Source organism: Spirosoma sp. KCTC 42546, from assembly GCF_006965485.1.
Lineage (GTDB): Bacteria > Bacteroidota > Bacteroidia > Cytophagales > Spirosomataceae > Spirosoma.
On the sequence record NZ_CP041360.1, the window covers coordinates 6,025,396 to 6,048,105 of the forward strand.

The window sequence follows — 22,710 nt, forward strand, 5'->3', positions numbered from 1 at the left end:
AGTATCGCCCGCAAGTTGATCACCCCAGCCTCATGATCGCATAGTTAAAAACAGCCAGAGTGGCCCTTTTATCAAAAAAAATCTGAATTTTACCGCATGAAACTTTTCCGCTTCGGCTTGCCCGACCACGAACACCCCGGCGTAGTACTGCCCACCGGCCAACATATTGACGTAACCCACTTTGGTGAAGATTACGACGAATCTTTTTTTGCCAGCAATGGTCCCGAACGCCTGACGCATTGGCTTACGGCTCACGCACACACGTGTCCCGAAGTTTCGGCTGATGAGCGCTTCGGACCCTGTGTCAAGCGGCCATCTAAAATTGTATGTGTTGGCCTGAACTATGCCAAACATGCGGCAGAAACCAACGCTCCCGTTCCAGCCGAGCCGATTCTGTTCTTCAAATCGACCAGCGCGATTGTTGGCCCGAATGACAACGTCGTGATTCCCAAGCGCTCTGAAAAAACTGACTGGGAGGTAGAGTTAGCTATCGTTATTGGCAAGAAGGCCAGTTATGTTGAGCTGGACGATGCTTTTGATTACATAGCCGGTTACGCACTGCACAACGATTATAGTGAGCGGGCGTGGCAATTAGAGCGCGGTGGTCAATGGGTGAAAGGCAAAAGCGCTGATACGTATGCGCCCCTGGGCCCTTATCTGGTCACGAAAGACGAAGTAGCCAACCCTAACGCCCTCAATCTGTGGCTAAACATCAACGGTGAGCAATTGCAAAATTCCAATACCGACGACATGATTTTCAACGTCCCAACGCTGGTTAGCTACATCAGTCAGTTTATGACGCTGTTACCTGGCGATGTAATTTCCACCGGCACCCCAGCTGGCGTAGGAATGGGGCTGAAACCCCAGCGCTTCCTCAAACCCGGCGATGTAGTCGAATTAGGCATTGAAGGATTAGGTGAGCAGAAACAGACAGCGGTCGCATTTACTTAATGGATAATGAATAATGTAAAATGCATAATGAGGCTATATCCATAATTCATTATGCATTTTACATTATTCATTATCCATTCTACATTAACGTTATGACCATCGACTCACACCAACATTTCTGGTATTTCGATCCCGTTCGGGATAGCTGGATTACGGATGATATGGCCATCATTCAGCGCGATTTCTTACCCGCCGATTTAGAGCCGGTTCTGACGCAGAATGGCATCGATGGGTGCGTGGCCGTTCAGGCGTCGCAATCGGAGGAAGAAACGCTGTTTCTGGTCAAAATGGCCCAGAATTATGACATCGTGAAAGGGGTGGTTGGCTGGGTAGATTTGCAGTCCGAGCAGTTGGCAGATCGGCTGGAGTTGTTTTCGCAATACAAGGAAATCAAGGGCTATAGACACGTAGCGCAGGCTGAGCCCGACGACTTTCTGGCTCGGCCGGCGGTTATCGACGGCATTCGGCAACTGGCCCATTTTGGTCTGACGTACGACATCCTGATTTACCCCAGCCAACTGAAAGCTGCCCTGCATCTGGTACGGGCTGTCCCTGAAGTCAACTTTGTAATTGACCACCTGGCAAAACCATATATCAAGAAACAGGAGATCAGTCGGTGGTCGAATTTCATGACCGAGCTAGCAAAAAACAAGAACGTTTCGTGTAAACTATCCGGCATGGTAACCGAAGCCGATTGGCACAATTGGAGCAAACGCGACTTCTTTCCTTACCTGGATGTAGCGTTCGAGCACTTTGGCCCCGACCGGCTCCTGTTTGGCTCCGATTGGCCGGTTTGCTTAGTTGCAGCCAACTATACGCAGGTTAAAACACTGGTGGAAGACTACGTTGATCCTTGGGGAGCAGAAGCCCGCGCAAAAGTCTTCGGCGAAAATGCGGTGGCGTTTTATAAGCTGACTGACTCATGAACAGTTATTACACAGAGAGTGATAGAGATACATGGAGAACAAAGAAAAACTCGGTGTATCTCTATCACTCTCCGTGCGTCTCTGTGTTTCATTTTTTTATCTCCTACTTATGAATTGCTTTGTTGGCGTTGACGTCGGCACAACCAACGTAAAAGCCCTGGCGATGCCGTCGGATTTGAGTCAGATTCTGGCCCATGCATCCGCTCCGCTTACCACACTCAACCCCGAAGCGGGTTATGCTGAACAGGACCCCGCCGAAATCTGGTCGGCTTTTGTTCAGGTCATTTCGGAAGTAAGTCGCGAAGTAGCCCAAAGCGGCAATGTGATCACGCACGTTGCCTTTTGTACGGCCATGCACAGCCTCTTGCCAATTGATGGGAATGGCAACCCGCTTGGCAATGCCATTCTCTGGTCCGACAACCGAGCCGAAGCGCAGGCAAACGAACTCCGAACCACGCAGGCCGATCTGGGAAAAACCATTCATGAAGAAACGGGCACACCCATCCACCCCATGATTCCGCTTTGCAAGCTGGCCTGGCTACGTGAACATGATCCACGTCTATTGCGCCGTACAGCTCATTTCGGTTCAATCAAAGAGTTTTTATGGCAGAAACTAACGGGTGAGTTTGAGATTGATTTTTCAATTGCAACCGCTACGGGTTTGTTCAACGAAAGCAAGCGTCACTGGAGCAAGCGCGCCATGGATTACGCGGGTGTACGGGTCGACCAGCTATCGACGCCCGTTCCCACAACCTACCAGCGCACCTACCAGCGCAGACCCGAAACAGCCGGAACCGGATTGCCAACGGGAGTTTCCCTCCTGATTGGTGCCTCCGATGGCTGTCTGGCTAATCTGGGCGCCGGGGCCATCAAACGGGGCACCGCTACGCTGACCATCGGCACAAGCGGAGCCATTCGGCAAACGGTTCGTAAACCGCTACGAGATCCGCAGGGGCGCTTATTCTGTTATTATCTGGATGAAGGGTATTATGCGGTTGGCGGCCCTACCAATAATGGGGGTAATGTATTGGAGTGGGTTTCCGAAAAATTAACCCAACAGGATACTAAAACCGTTCTGGAGGAAGCCGCCACCATTGTGCCCGGCTCGGATGGTCTCTTATTCCTCCCCTACCTGCAAGGCGAACGGGCACCTTTATGGGATGCCTCCGTACGTGGTGCCTACCTGCACGTTGATTGGCAGCATACGCGAGCGCATTTTATACGTGCTGCGCTGGAAGGTGTCTTATTTAATCTGCTCAGCATTAACGAGCTTCTGAAGGAGTACACAGGCCCTGCGCGGGTTATTCATGCCAACGGAGGCTTTGCCCAATCTACGCTCTGGGTGCAGATGCTAGCCGATATGGCGGGTGTTCCAGTGCGGCTCAACGCCAGTAACGAAAGTGGTTCAATGGGTGCGATCTTGTTGACCATGAAAGCCATTGGCATCGTAAAAACGCTGGACGAAGCCGCCGAACGAGTTGCTTTTGGCGAAACGTTTGAACCGGACTTAACCCGTCATAAAACGTATCGCGATGAGTTTAGAAAGTGGCAGGATGCCCTGACGCGGCTATGAATTAACAACTGGCGTTCCAAATAATAAAACCTCGTCACCGGTTGTAAGACGTACAGGCCGCTCAAAACGTAAGCCCAGCTTTTCGAGAAGATGAATGGAGTTTTGGTTATCAGGATTGGTAATACCGACAATTCGGGCGGCACCCAATACGTCGCGGGCATAAGTCATGACGGCGTTAGCAACTTCATAGCCGTACCCTTTACCCACATAACCAGGCAGCAAGGCAAAACCGATGTCAATATCCTCCAGGGTATCGCGCTTAAACAGGCCGCACATGCCAATGGAGACTCCATTGCTTTTTAGTGCTACACGATAAGGTCCAAAACCGTGTTCTTCATAACTTTTGATCGACCCATTTTGAATGTACTGACGTGCATCGTCCAGGTTTCTAACACCCCGATCACCAATGAACGTAAGCCACGAGGGTGTATTCAGAAGCTCAAGTATGAATGGAGCATCCTCTATCGTGAACTTATCGATTAGTAAGCGGTCAGTTTCAAGCATCACACGTAGCCTGGATGTCCACGTCCGGGTATTGCATTATCCTTTATACCTTTACCCAGACGTGGACGTCCAGGCTACAGTATACTTAAAACGCTACTGATTTCAGGCGGAGTCCCGTATCCTCCGGCAAACCGAAAACCAGATTCAAATTTTGAACTGCCTGACCCGATGCACCTTTGGTCAGGTTGTCGATTATACTGGTAATCAGCAATTGGCCATCGTGTACTTCCAGATGCAACAGGCATTTATTTGTATTTACAACCTGCTTCACATCGATGGGTGCGTCGCTCACGTGGGTAAACGGATGGCCTGCGTAATAATTTTTGTAAAGTTGCTTCGCTTCTTCCAGGGTACCTGAAAATGGTGTATACACGTTGGCCATAATTCCTCGTGTGTAATCACCGCGATACGGCACGAAATTGATAGCGTGGTTGAAATCAGGTTCCAACTGAGTTAGACTCTGACGAATTTCGGCTAAGTGCTGGTGCGTGAAGGCTTTGTAAATCGACACATTGTTATTTCGCCACGTAAAGCCTGTTGTAGGGACAAGCGCCTGCCCTGCACCCGTACTTCCTGTAATGGCACTTACCTGAACCGCATCGGTTAGCTTTCCAGCTTTAGCCAACGGCAGCAACGCCAACTGAATGCTGGTTGCAAAGCAGCCCGGATTCGCAATGCGCATGGCTTCCTGAATACGCTCCCGCTGTAATTCGGGGAGGCCGTAAACAAAATCATCGTGCTCATCGCGAAAATCGGCACTGAGGTCAATCACCGCAACGTCGTCGGATATGTCATGCTCAGCCATAAACGTGACCGATGCACCATGCCCTGAGCACAGAAAAATAGCGTCAACGGTTGCTTCCCCATCCCGCAAGGACGGAACCTCACCCGAAAACGTTAGGTCTGTATCGCCCAGCAAATCAGTATGTGTAGACCAGACAGGTTTACCAGCCTGGCTATTACTGTACACGAATGCGACGTTAACAAACGGATGATTTATAAGAATACGGAGCAGTTCGCCACCCGTGTAGCCTGCCCCGCCAATGATACCAACATTTATTTTTTCCATACTTTTTAGCTAACGACCGCCTTAGCTGATTGATTCACTTCGAACTAGTAACCCGGCTCCGTTCATTCACGTTCCGAAACCAGTCCATTGCTTGTTCCAGCACAGCGTCATCAAAAACGGTAACATATTCACTCTGAAAGCCAGGCCGATCAAGAATCAACGAGCGACTCAATTCATGATTATGAATCACCATGGTTGGCTGGCTGGCGATCGGAAAAAATTGAATACCCATACCATTTTTCTGAAACGAAAATGTTGGACAACCTAAACAACAGAGGTGCATGGGTAACGAGTCGAGTGTAAAAGCGGCTTGTGCCTGTTCGCTCAGGCTGGCAATATCCTGAAGGTTCAAATTACCAACGGCAGGTGTCAGTCGATCAGCCGCAGCTGGGTTCTCGGCCCGAACGCGTTCGTATAACTCCGTTGTGAAGGCTTTCTGGCCACTAAATACAAGTGGGTGTGGCGTTTCGATTAACAACCGTTTTGCCAACTGACTCCAGTAATCAACGGAGAGCATCCGAACCTCACTTCCTGATTCAGGAAAAATCAGAATAGGTTTCTGCAGAGGAACAGGGCGGTTTAACTTTGCCCACAACTGGGCTGGCGATTGGTCTGGGTGAACAAAATAGGGTTCAACCGTTCGTAAATCGCCGACAACACCCATTGGCTTCAGTACCTTCAAAATCAGGTCGAAGTTATGAACTTCCTCATCGGGCATAAAAAACTCATCGTCGAGCAGACCGCCAAAACCACGGGTACCAAAGCCAATTTTGCGTTTGACCTGCAAATAAGGCAACACAAAGTGCATGGGCGAATCCGAGAACCGAACATCAACCGAGTAATCATACACCGTATCGCGTAGGTCTTTTATTGCCGATCGGGTTGTCCGGTAAAATTCCTGCCATTTGGCCCATTTCGACAATGGACGCCGATTTGTGCTGACGTGGTTGAGGTGAACAACCCGCCGAATGTAGGGGTTACCTTTCCAGATGGGATCGCACCAACTCCCCGCCAACACGTCGATTTGTGCGTTAGGGTAACGCTGACGGATGAGCGGGAACGCATACGACAAAATCAGGGCGTCGCCCAAATGTCCCGACGTCATGAGCAAAATTTGGGGAGCCTCCTCATCCAGTGAACCGAAATCGCGCTGGCTGTAGCTTCCCCGCGCGTACTGATCAACCACAACATCAAGGAGTTGAAGTGGGTAACCAATACGCCTGGGAGCGCAATATTTTCTCGGTTTACCGATCACTGATTGTTAATTTTCTCGTAGATCATCACCTGGTTGGAAGCCACTTTGGAGAAGCCCCGCACATCATCGCCAGTCCAGGCGTTGTTCATTTCGCCATATGAACCAAATTTCGACGACATCAGATCATGGTCCGACTCAATGCCCAGTACCTGGAACCGATAGGGTGCCAGCAATACGTGCACCTTACCCGAAACATGCGCCTGCGTATCGGCCAGGAACGTTTCAATGTTGCGCATTACGGGGTCCATAAATTGGCCTTCGTGTAGCATCGTTCCGTACCAGTTGGCCAGTTGCTCTTTCCAGTACAACTGCCATTTGCCCAGTACGTGTTTCTCGAGGGTATGGTGCGATTTAATAAGAATCAGCGGAGCAGGAGCTTCGAATCCAACCCGTCCTTTAATACCAATGATTGTATCGCCTACGTGGATGTCGCGGCCAATGCCAAACGGCCCGGCCAGTTCAGTGAGTTTACGAATGGCATCAACTGGATTGGCAAATTTCTCGTCTCCAATTGCCTTGATTTCGCCGTGCTGGAAGGTAAGCGTAATGGTCTCCTGCTCCGTTTTCGTTACCTGAGTTGGCCAGGCTGACTCGGGCAGAAACTGGTCAGATGTCAGGGTTTCCTTACCCCCTACTGAGGTTCCCCACAGTCCTTTGTTGATCGAATAGGCGGCTTTGTGCCACTCCTGATCGACGCCTTTAGCCTTTAGGTATTCGATTTCGGCCTCCCGCGATAATTTAAGATCACGGATGGGCGTAATGACTTCGGCATCGGGCGCAATGATCCGAAATGCCATATCGAAACGAACCTGATCGTTACCCGCACCAGTACTACCGTGTGCAATGGCCGAGGCACCAATTTCCCGCGCGTATTCGGCAGCGGCAATCGCCTGAAAAATTCGCTCGGCACTTACGGAAAGTGGGTAGGTGTTGTTTTTCAGGACGTTACCGAACACCAGAAACTTCAGGCATTGTTGGTAATAATCGTCCGTTTTGGAGATCGTCACGTGGGACTTAACCCCTAGTGAGTATGCCCGTTCCTCAATCGCTTTGAGTTCGGCATCGGAGAAACCGCCCGTATCGACTAGCACCGAGTATACATCCATACCCCGGTCTTCGGACAAATATTTAACGCAGAAGGAGGTATCGAGACCTCCGCTGAAGGCAAGAACTACTTTTTGAGACATCAGACAGAAGACACCGAACGCCATAACGCCCGGCATCAGTATAGTTTTGGAGGAGCAAATATCGGGCTTTTGACGTTTAGTTGCGCTAATGACTGTAAAAGGGTGCAAGACAAGTCCATTTTTACGGCTTATCAGCGCAGATTGTGTCTATTTGTATGACAGGATTACAGGATTTCGGTTTACCGATAATCCTGTAATCCTGTCATACAAATTTGTTTTGCACTCGTAAGCGTCAGGGTGGTTTACAAGGTACTCGAAAGATCCTAATCACATTTTAATCCCTGATTACAGTCAGATAACCAGAAGGTTATGCCCACTTAGCTTATCCGAAGAGCAAGTGCCTTTTCCTTACTATTCACAAATCCAGGAAAATGAGTTTTATTAAACCGCTTTTAGGCTGATGCGCGTAACGAGTTCTCAACCACCAATGGGTTGCCTTGGAGAACAAGGCCCGTTACAAACAAAATAATACACAAACCAACTCGATGTTTATCTTAAAAACAAAGACGATTTATGACCAATTTATTCGTTAAACAGTTATGTACTGTTCTAATTGGAGCAGTTATTCTTTCTTCGTGCAGTAGGCCCGTCGCTTATTTTCAGCGTAGCCCTGTTGAACCGGCAACTCTATTCAACACGCAAACAGCAGCTATTTCGACACCTACTCAGGCTATTCTGGTACCAACTGAGACACTCACGCCAGCCAATGATACCAGTAAGCAACTTGACATCTATGCTCGTACTGATAGCAGACTGGTGGCCAACAAAAAGTTAAGCAAGCGCATGGATCGGGTGAGAAATTTGTTGGCCACAAGCTTTGGAGTAAAGGCAGCAACCGGTGCGAATACCCCTCGTAAGATGAATATGGTGGAGCGGTTAATGCTTAAGAAGGTAAACAAGCAGATCAATCGGCAACTGGCCCCTACCCATCCAGAAAAAGCAATGCTTAGCCGGGGTTATCTGATTGGAGGGGGCGCGGTTCTGTTGATTGGCGGTTTACTGTTGCTAATCATTGGCACGGGTACTGCTGCCTTTATCGGCCTAATTATAGCCCTCATAGGTGCCGTTGGATTAATACTTGCCCTGTTTGGTTATTGATAATAGAACCGCTTTAGTTACAACAAGACCAGCAAGCTTCCCGGCAATATCCGTACCTCGGCGCGGCCTGTGGGTAATATCAACGGTTCACCATCGGCATGAATCAATAAAGGTTCACTGGTTTCCACGGTCGCGTTCGTGATTGAGTGCCCCCGCCAGTAGCTTGATTGATTTAGTGTTTTGTTGAACAATCGCCAGGTGATCATTGGGGCCGACTGCGCTGGGAAAGGTCGAATTTCGCACTGTTCCAGTTTCCCGTCGGCAATGTTGGCAGTGGGGGCCATCCAAGCGTTATTGCCAAACTGCCCGGCATTGGCGAAGGTTAATGAGAATACTTCCTTAGGCTGCCCATTCAGTAGGAGCCTCTGTGGCTTATAAGCCTGAAAAGCCCGAAAAGCTGTGCGGACGTAGGTTGGTAGTCCACGTACGGGTTGCTTCGCAAACTCGTGGGCCACGTAGGCTTCAAAGCCCAGCCCGGCGGTGCAGAAAAATGGGTACTCGTTAATTTCGCCACTGTCAATCACAACCGGACGACCACTTAAAGCCCGCTCAACAGCCTTCATTGGGTTTAGCGGAACACCCAGATGACGGGCGAGTCCATTCCCTGATCCAATGGGCACAATACCCAAGGCCGTCGCCGACCGCCGGAGTGCTTTTGCGATTTCGTTGATGGTACCGTCGCCCCCAATAGCGAGGATACGCATAACCCCCCGCTCAGTAGCTGCGGCTGCTAACTCGGTAGCATGACCAGCATGCGTTGTGTGAGCCACTTCGGGAACGTAACCCAGCGCATCGGCCTGGCGCATAAATGCATCCTGAAACAGTTTTTTCTGCTCGGCAGATGTTGTGCCAGAGTTCGGGTTAATGATGGCCAGAACGGCCGAGCGGGTAGCCACTTTACGAAAAGAAAATGAATAAGATGAGTATGAAAATCACGATAAAGATATAGTACCAGCCGTCGGAAAAAATATACGGCTTATACTCATTATAGAATTTTCGGATTCTGTTCATGGAGCGGTTACGGTAAATACGCTTGTAAAGATAAGCACGGTTTGTGGTTTAGGTATTCGGGTTATGGTATTTGGCGGCACGTTGCTACACTTGTGCGCCAGTCCACCATAACCCAAATACCTAAAACCACCTACAACGCCTGGCCCCCATTCACCGACAGCACGTGGCCATTCACAAACGAGGCTTCATCGGAGGCTAAAAACAAATAGGCGTTGGCAATGTCCTCGGGTTTGCCAATACGCCGAACGGGTATCGTAGCCACGGCCTGATTACGTACTTCATCGGGCATAGCATCCGTCATGGCTGTTTGAATAAAACCTGGCGCAACGGCGTTGGCCGTAATGCCCTTTGGTCCCAGCTCTTTCGCCCATGAGCGAACCATACCAATAATTCCCGCCTTGGCAGCCGCGTAATTAGTCTGCCCAAATGCTCCATGAACGCCATTAATGGACGAGGTACAGATGATCCGGCCGTATTTCTGCTCAACCATGTAGGGCGCAATCACTTTGGTGCAATTGAATACCCCCGTCAGGTTAACGTCGATGACCTGCTGCCATTCAGAGAAAGACATTTTCAGCAGGGTTTTATCCCGGGTGATACCGGCATTGTTAATCAGAATATCAATTCGCCCATAGCGGTCAAACACATCCTGGGCTGCGGCTTCAATTCGCGGCACATCGGTTGTACTCACATGCATGAATTCGCATCGAAAACCCTGGTCAGTCAGCGTTTGTGCAGTAGTGCTCCCTTCGTTGAGCACATCCCAGATAATGACCGTGGCTCCTTCACGACAAAATACGTCCGCAGCTTTCTGGCCTATTCCCCGGGCAGCGCCGGTAATGATGGCCACTTTATTTTGTAGTCTCATGATTCATTCGGTATAAACTCCTGTTCAGAATGGGCGCTAAATAACGTTAAAATATATGCTATTTACCAACCCTGGGAGGGTTACCTTCGTTTCATCAAAAAACACCGACCATGAACCGACTATATATCGTTTTAGTACTCTCCTTCATTGGCTGGTCTGCCTTTGGTCAGCAAACCATTGAAGCGCAATCAAAGCAGGTAGCCAAAGAGCGCAGGACTATTCTGCAAATTTTAGAACGCCAGACCAGCGACTGGAACAGCGGCCGTGTCGATAAATTCATGAACGGCTATTGGGTTTCCGATTCACTGACCTTCGTTGGCAAAGCGGGCGTTACCTACGGCTATCAGGCAACACTGGCTAACTACAAAAAGCGCTACCCGAGTCGAGCCTCCATGGGTTCGCTCAAATTCGACATTCTGCAGCTGGATTTTCTGACCCCTGATGTTGCCTATGTCATTGGCCGCTTTCACCTCACACGCCCAAAAATTGGCGATGCTGATGGTCACTTCACGCTACTCTGGCGCAAGATTAAAAATCGCTGGGTCATTGTGAGCGATCATTCGAGTTAAGTGAAGTGAGTGGAATTGGTGGAGTAGGTAAAGTGAGTGCAATAGGTTGATTAAGAAAAAATACATCTGTCAGACTCACTTCACCAATTCCACTTACTCTACTCACTTCATCAGCTCCGAAATCGTAGGTTCTTTAGCGGATAATCGGTCGCGGAGTTCGGTGACGGGTTTCTCGAAGAACTTGTATAAAAGCGTTGAGAGGATCAATACCAGCCCCCAGAACAAGCCTACTTTAAGCCAACCCGTAGCCAAGGAGGTTGTCGGAATTCGCTCCACAACGTTTAGCATGATTGGAGTCAGATTCAGCAGGTACATTGAGTACGAAATCAGACTTATATGTGTGATGGCTCGGGCAATGCCAAAGCGTGCCCACAAGCCGGTAGCCGTACGCCACCCATCCATGTAGGGTACCAACAAAGCCATACTGAACCCAATTAGTGGGAAGTAAAATGTGCGCTTGAAAAAGGTATAGGCGGGGAAAACGCCCAGGTGAACATAGTAGCCGATAATAAGAATGGAGGCCGAAAATGCAGCCAGTACCGTCATGATCAGGCCAATAACCAGGAGTCGGCGACGTAAGGCTTCATTCATCCATTGAGCCGGAAAGTAATGCTTGGCATATGCAGCCAGTACGCCATACGAAATAGCATCCAGCCGAGTGACAACAATACCCCGGTAGCCTAACTCTCCTTCCTCAATTGGAATCTGGATAGCCGTAATAAAGCGGTACAAATTAGTACCAATAATGATCAGGAGGATGGTGGCCAGTACGATCCGTTGCCGCGACCATTGAGCTGAAAACAGGCTATGCATAATCCAGAGCACCAAAGGGAGCGTAATATACGACCACTCTTCAATGGCCAGGCTCCAGGTTTCCGGAAAGAAATCAGGCACAAACTGGGCGAAATTCTGGACGAAGAAAAAGTATTTAATCAGGGTTCCGGCGGGGGGCAACGTATGGTGCAGGCCACTTCGCCAGGCACGAAGCAAGGCCGTCAGAATTAACCCACCCAGTACCAGGTAATAGTTAGGTAAGGTGCGAAACCACCGACGCGTCCAGAAATTGAGCAGTAACTCGCGATCAAAGCGTTTCTTTTTTTCGTAGGACCGAATCAGAATACCCCCGATTAAAAAGCCACTCAAAACAAAAAACAATTCAACACCATCGGGCAGCAGATGATGAATAAAAAGCCCATTGTAGTATTCTTTCAAGGCAATGGTAGCATGTGCATCCACCACAATCAGGATGGCTAGTGCCCGCATCACATCCAACCCAAATACGCGTTTAGAAGCCGCCGTATTGAGCGAAAACAGTTTCGTAAGCATAATTAGGTACGAAGGTAAGACCCAATGAATAATGTATAATGCAGAGTTGGTAATGAATAATGTAAAATGGATAATGTAAAATGGGTAATGATTCCTTTACCTATGCGACCTTTGCTCCATAGTTATTATACATTATTCATTTTATATTATTCATTTTCGCCAGATGGAATTTGGACTTAATGCTATTCATCGCTATGCTTTTCGGTTCTCACAGGCCGAAGTAGCCGATTTTGCCCGCGTTACGGGTGATAATAACCCACTTCACCTTGATCCTGACTTTGCTGCCCAAACCCCTTTTAAACGACCTATTATTCATGGTATGCTGGGGGCCAGCGTATTCACGAAAGTGCTGGGTACGGAGTTTCCGGGCTATGGCTCGGTTTATTTAGGCCAAACACTAGAGTTCCTGCGACCTATGTTTGTCGATACAGATTATGAAGCCACGTTCACCGTACAGTCCATTGACCCGGCAAAACACACAGCGCAAATTCTGGGCGAAATCCGGGATGTGAAGACTGGCAAAGTCACAACCAAAGGCATTGCAACGTTAATGCACAAAGAGAAGATCAATGCACAAAGAGAAGATCGTTTAAGGTAGAAACGCCTGGTTGACGGACTAACGAACCAATCTTTACAAAGACGAAAACTCCCTCGTCAGACAGTATACTGTCTGACGAGGGAGTTTTCGTCTTTTACGGTCTGGAAAACCGTTGCTTACGCGGCTCCGTTCTTTGTATTTTGAACTTCTGAACGGATTTCCTGCGCCAGCGTTTTCAGATCCTGCATTCCTTTTCGAACGCGAGTACCGGCAGCCTGGTTATTTTTTTCGTAGAACTTCTCGAAATCACCTTCCAGCGACATAACCAAATTCTTTACTTCATCGAAGCGTGCCATAGCGATACGTATGGGTTTAAGTGTGTGAAAAATGCCCAAATTCCGCTAAAAACGCGGTTTTCGGCTGAAATTTAGTCATTCTCTCATACAGCGCAATAGCTTAGACAAAAAAATGACCAAAAAATCCAATTTTTTCACAAAAACCCTACTCAGTGGCTGCTTCGGCCGATACTTCGAGCGTTTTTGGCGCTATTGGCGCTATATTTTCCCGGTAAACACCGCGTTTAAGTTTATCACCCATTTGAGCAAAGGCATTTAGGGTATATTCTACATCTTCCAGGGAATGAGCAGCTGTTGGAATGATGCGTAACATGATTGTTCCTTTCGGAACAACCGGGTACACCACAATTGAACAGAACACACCCATATTTTCACGAAGGTCTTTCGTTAAGGTGGCAACTTCAGCAACGCCCCCTTCAATATGGTGCAGGAATACCGGGGTTACTGGCGATTCTGTATCGCCAATATCGAAGCCACGTTCGCGCAGGCCAGTTTGGATAGCCCGAACATTCGTCCAGAGTTTATCCCGGAACTCCGACGAGTTCCGGATCATATCGAGTCGCTTTAGACCACCCACTACATAAGGCATAGGCAATGCTTTCGCGTAGGTCTGCGAGCGCATGTTATACTTGAGGTACATGATGATGTCATGATCGGCAGCGATAAACGCACCAATAGCGGCCATCGACTTGGCAAAGGTTGAGAAATACAGGTCGATTCCCGCCTGGCAACCCAACATTTCGCCAACACCGGCACCCGTTTTGCCCATAGTGCCGAAGCCGTGTGCATCGTCAACCAATAAGCGGAATTCGTATTTTTCTTTTAAAGCAACAATCTTATCCAGACTGCCTACTTTGCCCGACATGCCAAATACGCCTTCGGTAATCACCAGAATACTGCCCCCCTTTTCGGCGGCTAGTTTGGTGGCCCGCTGGAGGTTCTTCTCCAGACTAGCCATGTCATTATGGTTGAATTTGTAGTATTCACCCATTTTAGCCTTATGCAGCCGGATACCATCAATCAAACAGGCATGGCATTCGGCATCGTAGACGATTACATCACGATGGTCAACAACGGCTTCGATAGCTGACATAACACCCTGATACCCATAGTTGAGCAGAAATGCATCTTCTTTCCCAACAAACTGGGCCAGTTCCCGCTCAAACTGCTCGTGGAGGTCACTATTCCCCGACATCATGCGGGCACCCATTGGATAAGCCAACCCCCACTGTGCTGATGCGTCGGCATCGGCTTTCCGAACCTCGGGGTGATTGGCTAAACCAAGGTAGTTGTTCAGGCTCCAGTTCAACACTTCTTTGCCCCGAAAACGCATATGGGGGCCAAGTTCGCCTTCTAGCTTAGGGAACGCGAAATAATGGTGGCCATTGAACTCCCGTGCCGGCGAACCGATGGGACCTAAGTTGTTACGTAGCTTCTCAAATAAATCCACTTTTTATTATTGTTTATCAGGGCAAACCCTTGTTTTTTACGGAGTAAATGCAAAAATACGGTTAACTTTCGGTAGCGCAAATTTTCAATTCGATAATCGTTTTGTATTATTGGTCATAAGATTGCCATTAACTGGTCAGTTATCGTCATTCGTGGTCATTAAACCTTATAACCAGAAATGACAATCTTATGACCATGAATGACAATAACTGATCAGTTAATGACAATCAAAAAACTCCTTATTGCCAACCGGGGTGAAATTGCCTTACGGATTATGCGAACCGCCCGCGAGATGGGCATTCGGACGGTAGCTATCTACTCCGAGGCTGATCGTAACGCTCTCCATGTTCGCTACGCCGACGAGGCTGTTTGTGTTGGCCCTCCCCCATCAACGGAATCCTATCTTCGGGCCGATGTTATCATTGAGGTGTGTAAACGGTTGAACGTCGATGCCATTCACCCAGGCTATGGATTTCTTTCGGAGAATGCCAATTTTTCCCGCGCTGTTCGTCAGGCAGGATTGCTATTCGTTGGCCCTTCTCCGGAAAGTATTGAGGTTATGGGCAGCAAGCTAGCGGCCAAAGCGGCCGTGGCCAACTACAATATCCCGATGGTACCGGGCACACCTTCGGCTATTACCGATCGTGCCGAAGCCAAAGCTATTTCGGCCAAAATCGGCTACCCAATCCTGATTAAAGCCAGCGCAGGCGGTGGCGGGAAAGGGATGCGTGTGGTAGAGAATGAGGAGGAATTCGATGAGCAGATGGATCGCGCCGTAAGTGAAGCCCAGTCGGCCTTTGGCGATGGATCGGTGTTTATTGAGAAATACGTCACCTCACCCCGGCACGTCGAAATTCAGGTGTTGGGCGATCAGCACGGCAATATTATTCACTTGTTCGAGCGCGAGTGCTCCGTACAGCGACGGCACCAGAAAGTAGTCGAAGAAGCCCCGTCGGCGATTCTGACGCCCGAAATCCGCGACGCGATGGGTCGTGCAGCCGTTGATGTTGCCCGTGCCTGTGGATACTATGGTGCCGGGACGGTTGAATTCATTGTCAACGACAAGCTCGACTTTTATTTTCTGGAGATGAACACGCGCCTTCAGGTTGAGCATCCGGTTACTGAACAGATTACCGGTGTGGACCTGGTAAAGCAGATGATTTACATCGCCGAAGGCAAACCGCTGACGATTAAACAGGAAGATTTACAGATAAAAGGTCACGCGGTAGAAGTGCGGGTATATGCCGAAGATCCAGCCAACAATTTCCTGCCCGACGTGGGCACGCTCGATACCTACATCCGGCCACAAGGCAACGGCGTTCGGGTAGACGACGGGTTCGAGCAGGGCATGGCCATCCCGATTTATTACGACCCAATGATTGCCAAGCTCATCACGTACGGCGACTCGCGCGAGGAAGCCATCCAGAAAATGATCCGTGCCATCGACGAGTATCAAATTTCGGGTGTGCAAACAACGCTTCCTTTCTGCCGGTTTGTGATGGAACACGACGCCTTCCGATCCGGCCAATTCGACACAGGTTTCGTAAGCAAGTACTTCACACCTGATAAGCTAACCCCCAAGCCAGATGACACTGAAGCCGAGTTAGCGGCTGTACTGGCAGCCTGGCTAATGGAAAATCAGAAACCAAAGACGAATGGCACACCTGTTCAGGTAGCGGCTAAAAGCAGCAAGTGGAAAGCGAACCGGATGGGGTGACTTTCAAATTATGTATCTTTGATAGATACTATAGCAATCTGTTCTATGAAACTAAAAGTAGTTGTTCACAATGCCGAAGAAGGTGTTATTGGGCCGAAGTACCATCTATTCCCGGTTGCATGACACAAGGTGATACGTTTGATGAGTTGCTCCAGAACTTATATGAAGCTGTAGAAGGTTGCCTTTCAATCGATGTGGATGAACCAACGGCTGATGCCGATGCCCGAATTATGGAAATTGCCATTTGAAGCAAGTATCTGGCAAAGAGTTATGCCGTTTATTAGAACAAGAAGGATGGGAATTGAAGCGAGTCAATGGTAGTCATCATATATTCCTTATGCAAGGTCGTCCCGAACGCCTTTCCGTACCCATGCATGGGAACCAACCGCTTAAAACAGGCCTACTGAAAGCCCTCTAAAAACGGCGGGTATTGATGAAAGTGATTTATACTAAATTGGCCGTTTGACGAATGAGTGGGCGATTCAAATCAAAACCCCATCTTCACTTCCTGACGCTCGCCCGATACAGTTTGTTCATCTAAATTGAAAATGTCGGCTAACGTCATAGGTTCCTTGGTGCGATGTTCCATACCCAGGTGCGTGAGCAGGTTGTTGGCTTTGGCAGGAGCTAATTTACCAAACGCATAGTCGACCATCAGACGCCCTTTTCGGAGTAGTGCCTTATCTAACAGATGCTTGCTGGCGTTGAAGGTGGCAATGACCTGTATGTGCATGCAGTCTGCCAATAGCCCATCCGTGAGGTTCAGGATATTTGAAACGCTGTTCGTGTCGCCACCAGCTTCGCGTGATTGCAGAATCCGTTCGGCATCTTCAATGATCAATACCGACTCCTTGTTATCCAGTAGAAACGGAATGATTTCGGGCGATGTCAGGTAGTTGGTCATGTAGGGAGGAAGAATGAGCATGTCCTTTTTAACCAGCGAACTGAGGTGTTTTATGTAGGTGGTCTTGCCCGTTCCGGGTTCACCGTGGAGCAGAATCAGTCCCTTGCTCTTGGGCTGAGCCAATAGGCCAACCAGACGTTCATGAACCGCCGGGAAGTCGTCGTTATAGTGAAGATCGAGGTCAATATCGGGAGGAAGAATCTCAACCCGTTCGGTATGCAGACCGCCCAAACCACTTTGAATTAGATAAATGTGCGTCTGATTATCTTCGTGTACGTACTTATGGTCCTGAAATCCATCCAGCAGGTTTTTTGCTGATACTTCATCGCGGTAATAGCCATACAGCCGAAAAAACCGCTCGCCAACAAATTCCGCTTTCAGAACGATACCTTCTTCATGTTGGTAAATTCGCTCGATAGCATGCCAGCCCTGGTCCGTAACGCGGATTGAGTGATTGATTAACACAAATCCCCGCGTATCTAACAATTGTTGCGCAGAGAGCTTAAAATCGTCATTGAAATGAAGATAGTTCGGATAACTCCCAAACGCCTGCACAAAATGCGGAGCAAGCGGAAACTCCCGATCTAGATCGCTGGGAATGTAGAGATTCTGAATAACTGATTGATTAGGCATACGACTATTGGCAGACAGATACCGCAACATGTCGGCCCTAAAAATCTCATTAGAAGGTTTCAATCGGGCGTTTTGTTACGTTTCCAGTGGGCCAATTTACCATTTTTTTCGTTGAAAAGGTGACAAACGATCAGGCCAACCTATCAGTATTTAAACGTTAGGACATTCGGCGCAAAGCGAAGCATGATTTCATGAACGCTCTTTTGATCGTATTGCATCGCATTGGGGCTCTCTGGCGTTTGAGAGTTAAAAATGTATGCCAGCCGGATTGATTTGGTTAACTGATATTCAGCCAGAGCCTGCACATAATTTGTTGAAATAAGCCCAGGGCTATTTTGTCGATACGATAGACCTAGTCCCACCTGCTCATTAAACCACGCCCGAAGATTAATATCGAAACCCAGTGAACGATCAGCTATTTTAGAAATAAGTACGGATGGGATCAGTACCGTATTTTCGGCTACTTCAATTGGCATGCCCGCCTGAATCATAATAGGCCGAACACTTTTGTACAAGTATTGCCCGGTTATATCGGTTACCTGCCCGCTCAGTTCAGGTGCCGAAATACCACCAAAAAAGCGATCAGACTGATAATAAATCCCGACCCCAAAACTACCCATCGTTCGATTAATGCTCCCAATTGTGGTTGAATTAGCCAATGGCAGAATACTAACCCCGCCCTGAACACCAATCGACAATTTGGCCAGTGCCGGTAAGTTGAACCGATAGGCAACGCTTCCATAGACTCCCTGGGCCGTAAAAACACCCATTTGGTCGTTTAAGGCCTGAAACCCTAACCCGACTTTACCGTGCGCAATAGCTCCATCGGCCGAAACACTCTGAGTGACGGGTGCATACCGGACGCTGATCCATTTACGCCGGAGAAAAGCCGTCAGGTGAAACGACTCGCGACTTCCGGCAAAAGCAGGATTGATACTGAGCGGATTTAATAGGTATTGGGAATATAAAACCTCTTTCTGTGCATAGGCACCTGAACTCAAAAAGAGGAGAAAACTGACAATTAAAAAAGAAGCAACTGACGTACGGAAACCAATGCGCATAAGGACGTTGAAATAAAGAAACAAGTTGCGAGGTTTTGGTGGAAAAACCTAAGGCATTAAAAAGGCTGGGACACAGAGATGCACTAAGACGCACAGAGATACACAGAGAAAAATGATAAAACTCCGTGTATCTCTGTGCGTCTTAGTGCATCTCTGTGTCCTAATCTCTTAATCCAGTTTCAGAATTTTAATCTCCGTCCGGCGATTTTGCTGATGTTCCTCTTCAATACAATTCACACCGTCTTTGCATTTGTTCAATAATTCACTTTCACCATAGCCTTTCGCTACCATTCGTTTAGCCGGAATCCCTTTGGATTTCAGATAGGCTACGGCCGACTTAGCCCGATTGGTCGATAAGGTATTGTTATACTTCGCCGTTGCCCGACTATCGGTGTGCGACCGCATTTCGATGGTCATGGTTGGGTATTTCTTCATCAACTCCACCACTTTATCTAACTCAGCAGCGGCATCGGGGCGGATATTCGCTTTATTCAGGTTGTAATAGATATTATCGATTTTAATTACATCTCCTTTTTTGAACATAGTCAGATCCGTTGAGCCAGTACCTTCTTTGGTAATGTGGCTTCCAGTCGTGCCCATATTATCTTTCATCGCTTCGAGGGAGTAATTACAACCCGGTTTCACGGCAAACTCGTAGCTACCATCAGGCCCGGTAGTGGTCTCCTGCGAGTTACCATCACATTCATTCACCAATACAACTTTTACACCTGCAATCGGCATTTTGTCTGTCTGGGTGGTTACCCGTCCGCGCAATGTAGTCATAGCAGTTGCTTCGGCGACTTCTTTCGGCTTCGAGAGCGGGATTTCCAGGCGGGACGGTTGGTCATCTGACAGGTCTTTTGTTGAAAAACCAACTTTGCTCTCAACGTACCCTTCATGGCTGGCTAAGAATTTAAAGTCGCTGTCAACGTCCAGGCAAATACGAACCAATCCCTCTGAGTCGGTTTTAAGCTGTTTTTGTTTGTCGTTAACTGCATTATCCATGGCTACCGATGTATTGGCCAGTGGCTGCTTTGAGTCAGCATCGGTAACACTTACGGTTAATTCGCGGCAGGGATATAGCGCCCCATCACGCGTGAATCGGTACACATCATCATCGGCACCGCCGTTTTTGCGGTTACTGCTGAAATAGCCAGCCATCCGGTTGCCATCCGTTACAATTCCAAAATCATCTTTGGGTGAGTTCAATGGTTCGCCCAGGTTACGAGAGAGTAGTCCTTGCTGGCCATCGGGTGTAAGTTGTGCGTAGAATATATCCAGATCTCCCAGGCCAGGACGGCCGTCGGAGGAGAAATAGATGTTCCCTTTTTCGTCTACAAATGGGAAGAGTTCATTCCCTTTTGTGTTCACCTCTTTACCCAGATTGACGGGTTCACTCCATTTGCCATTCATCCATTTCGAGACGTAGATATCAGTACCACCCATTCCACCGGGTCGATCCGACGAGAAATACAGGAGCTGATCATCTTTAGAAAGTGCCGGGTGTCCGGTCGAATATTCATCACTATTGAAGGGCAGTTCTTCGGCTTTACTCCAGATACCACTCGTTTGCGTAGCGGTGTAGAGTTTTAATTTATTTACCCCATCGCTGCTTTTTCGGTACTGACCTTCGTTGAAGTTATTCCGGGTAAAGATTACCCGTGAGCCATCTTTCGTAAACGTTGCCGGGCCTTCGTGGTATTTTGTATTCAGCGTCCGGCTAAACCGATCAGACTCACTAATGGGCTGATCCTCGTAGCCTAAACTGATATTATTGCCCCCGTAGAAGCCAACCGTTTTTGTATCGTTGGCAGTAGGAGCCGTAAAATCGTCGCTACCGAGCGGGCGGATCAGTTGGGTTCGTACCCGTTTGGCCGATACTTTACTACCACCCAGACTCGACGCTTTTGAGCCTCGTAAGGTTTTTGTATCTGGTAAGTAGTACAAATCCAGAAAGGGTGTGTTGTTCCATTTGAAAACCCGTTTGATCCCGTTGCCGCCCGTACCAGCCGATACAAATACCAATCCCTCTTTATACATTACTGGACTGAACTCAGCCCGGCGGGTGTTCATGCTCAAAAACTCAACTTTGTAGCTGCCTGCATTTTTAGTTAGGGCGTTAACATCCCGATAAAGTTTTGAAAAAGATGGAGCCCGTTTATCTCCGGTCTGCATATTCCCGTATTTATCGTAGGCTTCCTGGGCCTCCTTATATTTTCCATTACTGGCTAATGCCTGGGCATAAAACAGGTAGCATTTGGTATACTCAGCCGGTAGTTCTTTCCCACTCACTAAGTCATGGTACACGCGCTCTGCATTGGGCATATCACGCGTTTGCTGATAGCTATACCCTAATTTAGCCTTCACATCCATACGATCGGCCTCCGACATGGATGTCTGTTTGGTAAGAGCCTGCTCATATAACTCAATGGCCTTGGTGTAGGCTAACTGGTCGAATTGGTGGTCCGCCTGTTTAATAAGCGACTGAGCCATCAACGGACTCACAAGTAGCCAGAGGAGAGCGATGATAGGGATAATTCGTGTCATACACTATGCAAGTTGGTAATCGGCAGAACAGAAAAAGATACGATATACTCTCCTATACAAGTTAAGAGGATATATCGTATGAACAAGCAAATACTGAGCCGAAAATAAAAGCGAAAGAGTGAAAAAGTGAAAGAGCGAAAAGCCAATTACAAGGTTTTTCGCTCTTTCACTTTTTCACTCTTTCGCTTTCTCTTAGAAATAACGCGGTGTCAGGATACGGTTCTTACCGAAACCGAATTCATACCGAATCATAATCTCATGCGAACTTGGAGCAACAGTCTGTAACCCGTTCATCGTGTGATCATAGGCATACCCGAAACGGAACTGATCCGTTAACTGAACCTCCAGCATGCCAACAACAGCATCGGTCGTAAACTTAGTCCAGGTAGAAAACTGGTTCCGGCGAATCGAGGCACCAATTGAAATACGGTCGGCAAACCAGAAGTTAATGTTGCCATCAAAACCAAGTGGAGCGCCTTCGGCATACTTCACCAACATCGACGGCTTCATTTTGATACCTGGGCTTAGGCCAACGACAAAACCGGCTGCTAAGTAGGCCTGACGAGCCTGCACCGACCGATAATCCCCTACGTTATACTCGCTTAGCTTGTTCTTGATCAGGCGAGGCACGGATAAACTTAGGTATGACCGGTCGTTGCTCAGGTAGATACCCGTTCCGAAGTTCGGCAGGATTTTCGAGATGTTACTGGCAAAAGCCGGATCAAGCTGGTTATCGGGCGAGGTTTTCACCTCCGTCAGATTAGCCTGATAGCTCGAGGCACCCGCCTGTAAGCCCAATGCAAGTGTTGATTTAGCTCCTACTTTGATCCGAAAGGCATAGGAAGCAAATGCACCGGCTTCCTGAATCACACCAATCTTATCGCCGTAAAGCTGTAATCCGACGCCCACCCGCTCATTATTCAGGGGCATATCCATCGTGAAGGTGGCTGTCTGGGGCGCGCCCGGTAAGCCAGTCCACTGGTTCCGGTAGAGGGCCGACATGCTCAGCACATCTCGACTACCGGCGTAGGCCGGGTTAAGGGCCATCATGTTGAACATGTACTGCGAGAACATTTTGTCCTGCTGTGCCCGGACCTGGCTGCTACCGATCCCAAGGATCAGTAGCAGCACGACTGCCCAACGTTTATTTGAAAACTGGTTTGACATC

The 22,710-nt window shown here is 48.5% G+C and carries 22 protein-coding genes; 9 read left to right on the forward strand and 13 right to left on the reverse strand.

Features of this window, described 5'->3' with window-relative positions; genetic code table 11:
- The first annotated feature begins 96 nt into the window (after positions 1 to 96).
- The 3 genes from EXU85_RS24880 (at position 97) to EXU85_RS24890 (ending at position 3,450) form a co-directional block, all read left to right on the forward strand.
- Positions 97 to 951, forward strand: a complete 855-nt coding sequence (locus EXU85_RS24880) for a fumarylacetoacetate hydrolase family protein (protein WP_142774679.1) — start codon at positions 97 to 99, stop codon at positions 949 to 951.
- A gap of 92 nt (positions 952 to 1,043) precedes the next feature.
- Positions 1,044 to 1,877 carry an amidohydrolase gene (locus tag EXU85_RS24885; RefSeq protein WP_142774680.1) on the forward strand — a complete coding sequence of 278 codons (834 nt, stop codon included), beginning with the start codon at positions 1,044 to 1,046 and terminating at the stop codon, positions 1,875 to 1,877.
- Between the two features lie 109 nt (positions 1,878 to 1,986).
- A complete protein-coding gene (locus EXU85_RS24890; protein ID WP_142774681.1) occupies positions 1,987 to 3,450 on the forward strand; it encodes a gluconokinase in 1,464 nt (487 codons plus the stop codon).
- On the opposite strand, the gene EXU85_RS24895 is transcribed toward EXU85_RS24890, so the two are convergent.
- The 4 genes from EXU85_RS24895 to EXU85_RS24910 all read right to left on the reverse strand — a co-directional run bounded on the left by EXU85_RS24895 (position 3,445) and on the right by EXU85_RS24910 (position 7,465).
- A complete protein-coding gene (locus tag EXU85_RS24895) occupies positions 3,445 to 3,954 on the reverse strand; it encodes a GNAT family N-acetyltransferase (protein ID WP_142774682.1) in 510 nt (169 codons plus the stop codon). The genes EXU85_RS24890 and EXU85_RS24895 overlap by 6 nt on opposite strands.
- An 85-nt stretch (positions 3,955 to 4,039) precedes the next feature.
- Complete coding sequence (argC, locus tag EXU85_RS24900) at positions 4,040 to 5,023, reverse strand: N-acetyl-gamma-glutamyl-phosphate reductase (RefSeq protein ID WP_142774683.1); 984 nt, start codon at positions 5,021 to 5,023, stop codon at positions 4,040 to 4,042.
- 34 nt (positions 5,024 to 5,057) lie between these two features.
- Positions 5,058 to 6,209, reverse strand: a complete 1,152-nt coding sequence (locus tag EXU85_RS24905) for a glycosyltransferase family 9 protein (protein ID WP_246859234.1) — start codon at positions 6,207 to 6,209, stop codon at positions 5,058 to 5,060.
- A gap of 65 nt (positions 6,210 to 6,274) precedes the next feature.
- The gene (locus tag EXU85_RS24910) at positions 6,275 to 7,465 is read right to left on the reverse strand and encodes an argininosuccinate synthase (RefSeq protein ID WP_142774685.1); all 1,191 of its coding nucleotides are present in this window, start codon (positions 7,463 to 7,465) and stop codon (positions 6,275 to 6,277) included.
- Positions 7,466 to 7,978: 513 nt separating this feature from the next.
- Here EXU85_RS24910 and EXU85_RS35855 point away from each other — a divergent pair.
- The gene (locus tag EXU85_RS35855) at positions 7,979 to 8,563 is read left to right on the forward strand and encodes a hypothetical protein (RefSeq protein ID WP_246859236.1); all 585 of its coding nucleotides are present in this window, start codon (positions 7,979 to 7,981) and stop codon (positions 8,561 to 8,563) included.
- A gap of 17 nt (positions 8,564 to 8,580) precedes the next feature.
- On the opposite strand, the gene EXU85_RS24920 is transcribed toward EXU85_RS35855, so the two are convergent.
- Together EXU85_RS24920 and fabG are read right to left on the reverse strand one after the other, a co-directional pair.
- Positions 8,581 to 9,459: a diacylglycerol kinase family protein gene (locus EXU85_RS24920; protein WP_142774686.1), complete on the reverse strand. Its 879-nt coding sequence runs from the start codon at positions 9,457 to 9,459 to the stop codon at positions 8,581 to 8,583.
- 245 nt (positions 9,460 to 9,704) lie between these two features.
- Positions 9,705 to 10,442 carry a 3-oxoacyl-ACP reductase FabG gene (gene fabG, locus EXU85_RS24925; RefSeq protein WP_142774687.1) on the reverse strand — a complete coding sequence of 246 codons (738 nt, stop codon included), beginning with the start codon at positions 10,440 to 10,442 and terminating at the stop codon, positions 9,705 to 9,707.
- 110 nt (positions 10,443 to 10,552) lie between these two features.
- On the opposite strand from fabG, the gene EXU85_RS24930 reads away from it, so the two are divergent.
- A complete protein-coding gene (locus EXU85_RS24930; RefSeq protein WP_142774688.1) occupies positions 10,553 to 11,011 on the forward strand; it encodes a DUF4440 domain-containing protein in 459 nt (152 codons plus the stop codon).
- Positions 11,012 to 11,113: 102 nt separating this feature from the next.
- Here the strand turns inward: EXU85_RS24930 and EXU85_RS24935 are convergent, their stop codons facing one another.
- Positions 11,114 to 12,337, reverse strand: a complete 1,224-nt coding sequence (locus EXU85_RS24935) for an acyltransferase (RefSeq protein ID WP_142774689.1) — start codon at positions 12,335 to 12,337, stop codon at positions 11,114 to 11,116.
- A 163-nt stretch (positions 12,338 to 12,500) separates the two neighbouring features.
- On the opposite strand from EXU85_RS24935, the gene EXU85_RS24940 reads away from it, so the two are divergent.
- Complete coding sequence (locus EXU85_RS24940) at positions 12,501 to 12,935, forward strand: MaoC family dehydratase (protein ID WP_142774690.1); 435 nt, start codon at positions 12,501 to 12,503, stop codon at positions 12,933 to 12,935.
- A 116-nt stretch (positions 12,936 to 13,051) separates the two neighbouring features.
- On the opposite strand, the gene EXU85_RS24945 is transcribed toward EXU85_RS24940, so the two are convergent.
- On the reverse strand, positions 13,052 to 13,231 hold the full coding sequence (locus EXU85_RS24945; protein WP_142774691.1) for a histone H1: 180 nt from the start codon (positions 13,229 to 13,231) through the stop codon (positions 13,052 to 13,054).
- Between the two features lie 145 nt (positions 13,232 to 13,376).
- Positions 13,377 to 14,681 carry a pyridoxal phosphate-dependent aminotransferase family protein gene (locus EXU85_RS24950; RefSeq protein WP_142774692.1) on the reverse strand — a complete coding sequence of 435 codons (1,305 nt, stop codon included), beginning with the start codon at positions 14,679 to 14,681 and terminating at the stop codon, positions 13,377 to 13,379.
- A gap of 219 nt (positions 14,682 to 14,900) precedes the next feature.
- Between EXU85_RS24950 and accC the strand changes: the two genes are divergently transcribed.
- The 3 genes from accC (at position 14,901) to EXU85_RS36240 (ending at position 16,815) form a co-directional block, all read left to right on the forward strand.
- On the forward strand, positions 14,901 to 16,397 hold the full coding sequence (accC, locus tag EXU85_RS24955; RefSeq protein ID WP_142774693.1) for an acetyl-CoA carboxylase biotin carboxylase subunit: 1,497 nt from the start codon (positions 14,901 to 14,903) through the stop codon (positions 16,395 to 16,397).
- A gap of 119 nt (positions 16,398 to 16,516) precedes the next feature.
- A complete protein-coding gene (locus EXU85_RS36030; RefSeq protein WP_256366005.1) occupies positions 16,517 to 16,645 on the forward strand; it encodes a hypothetical protein in 129 nt (42 codons plus the stop codon).
- A gap of 53 nt (positions 16,646 to 16,698) precedes the next feature.
- Positions 16,699 to 16,815 carry a type II toxin-antitoxin system HicA family toxin gene (locus tag EXU85_RS36240; RefSeq protein WP_371732053.1) on the forward strand — a complete coding sequence of 39 codons (117 nt, stop codon included), beginning with the start codon at positions 16,699 to 16,701 and terminating at the stop codon, positions 16,813 to 16,815.
- Between the two features lie 69 nt (positions 16,816 to 16,884).
- Here the strand turns inward: EXU85_RS36240 and EXU85_RS24970 are convergent, their stop codons facing one another.
- From EXU85_RS24970 to EXU85_RS24985, 4 genes are all read right to left on the reverse strand, one after another.
- Positions 16,885 to 17,964: an AAA family ATPase gene (locus EXU85_RS24970; RefSeq protein ID WP_168207940.1), complete on the reverse strand. Its 1,080-nt coding sequence runs from the start codon at positions 17,962 to 17,964 to the stop codon at positions 16,885 to 16,887.
- A gap of 113 nt (positions 17,965 to 18,077) precedes the next feature.
- Positions 18,078 to 18,995: a PorP/SprF family type IX secretion system membrane protein gene (locus tag EXU85_RS24975; RefSeq protein ID WP_142774696.1), complete on the reverse strand. Its 918-nt coding sequence runs from the start codon at positions 18,993 to 18,995 to the stop codon at positions 18,078 to 18,080.
- A 168-nt stretch (positions 18,996 to 19,163) separates the two neighbouring features.
- Positions 19,164 to 21,542, reverse strand: coding sequence for a carboxypeptidase regulatory-like domain-containing protein (locus EXU85_RS24980; protein WP_142774697.1), 2,379 nt, complete (start codon positions 21,540 to 21,542; stop codon positions 19,164 to 19,166).
- Positions 21,543 to 21,734: 192 nt separating this feature from the next.
- Positions 21,735 to 22,709: a type IX secretion system membrane protein PorP/SprF gene (locus tag EXU85_RS24985; protein WP_142774698.1), complete on the reverse strand. Its 975-nt coding sequence runs from the start codon at positions 22,707 to 22,709 to the stop codon at positions 21,735 to 21,737.
- Position 22,710: the final 1 nt, after the last annotated feature.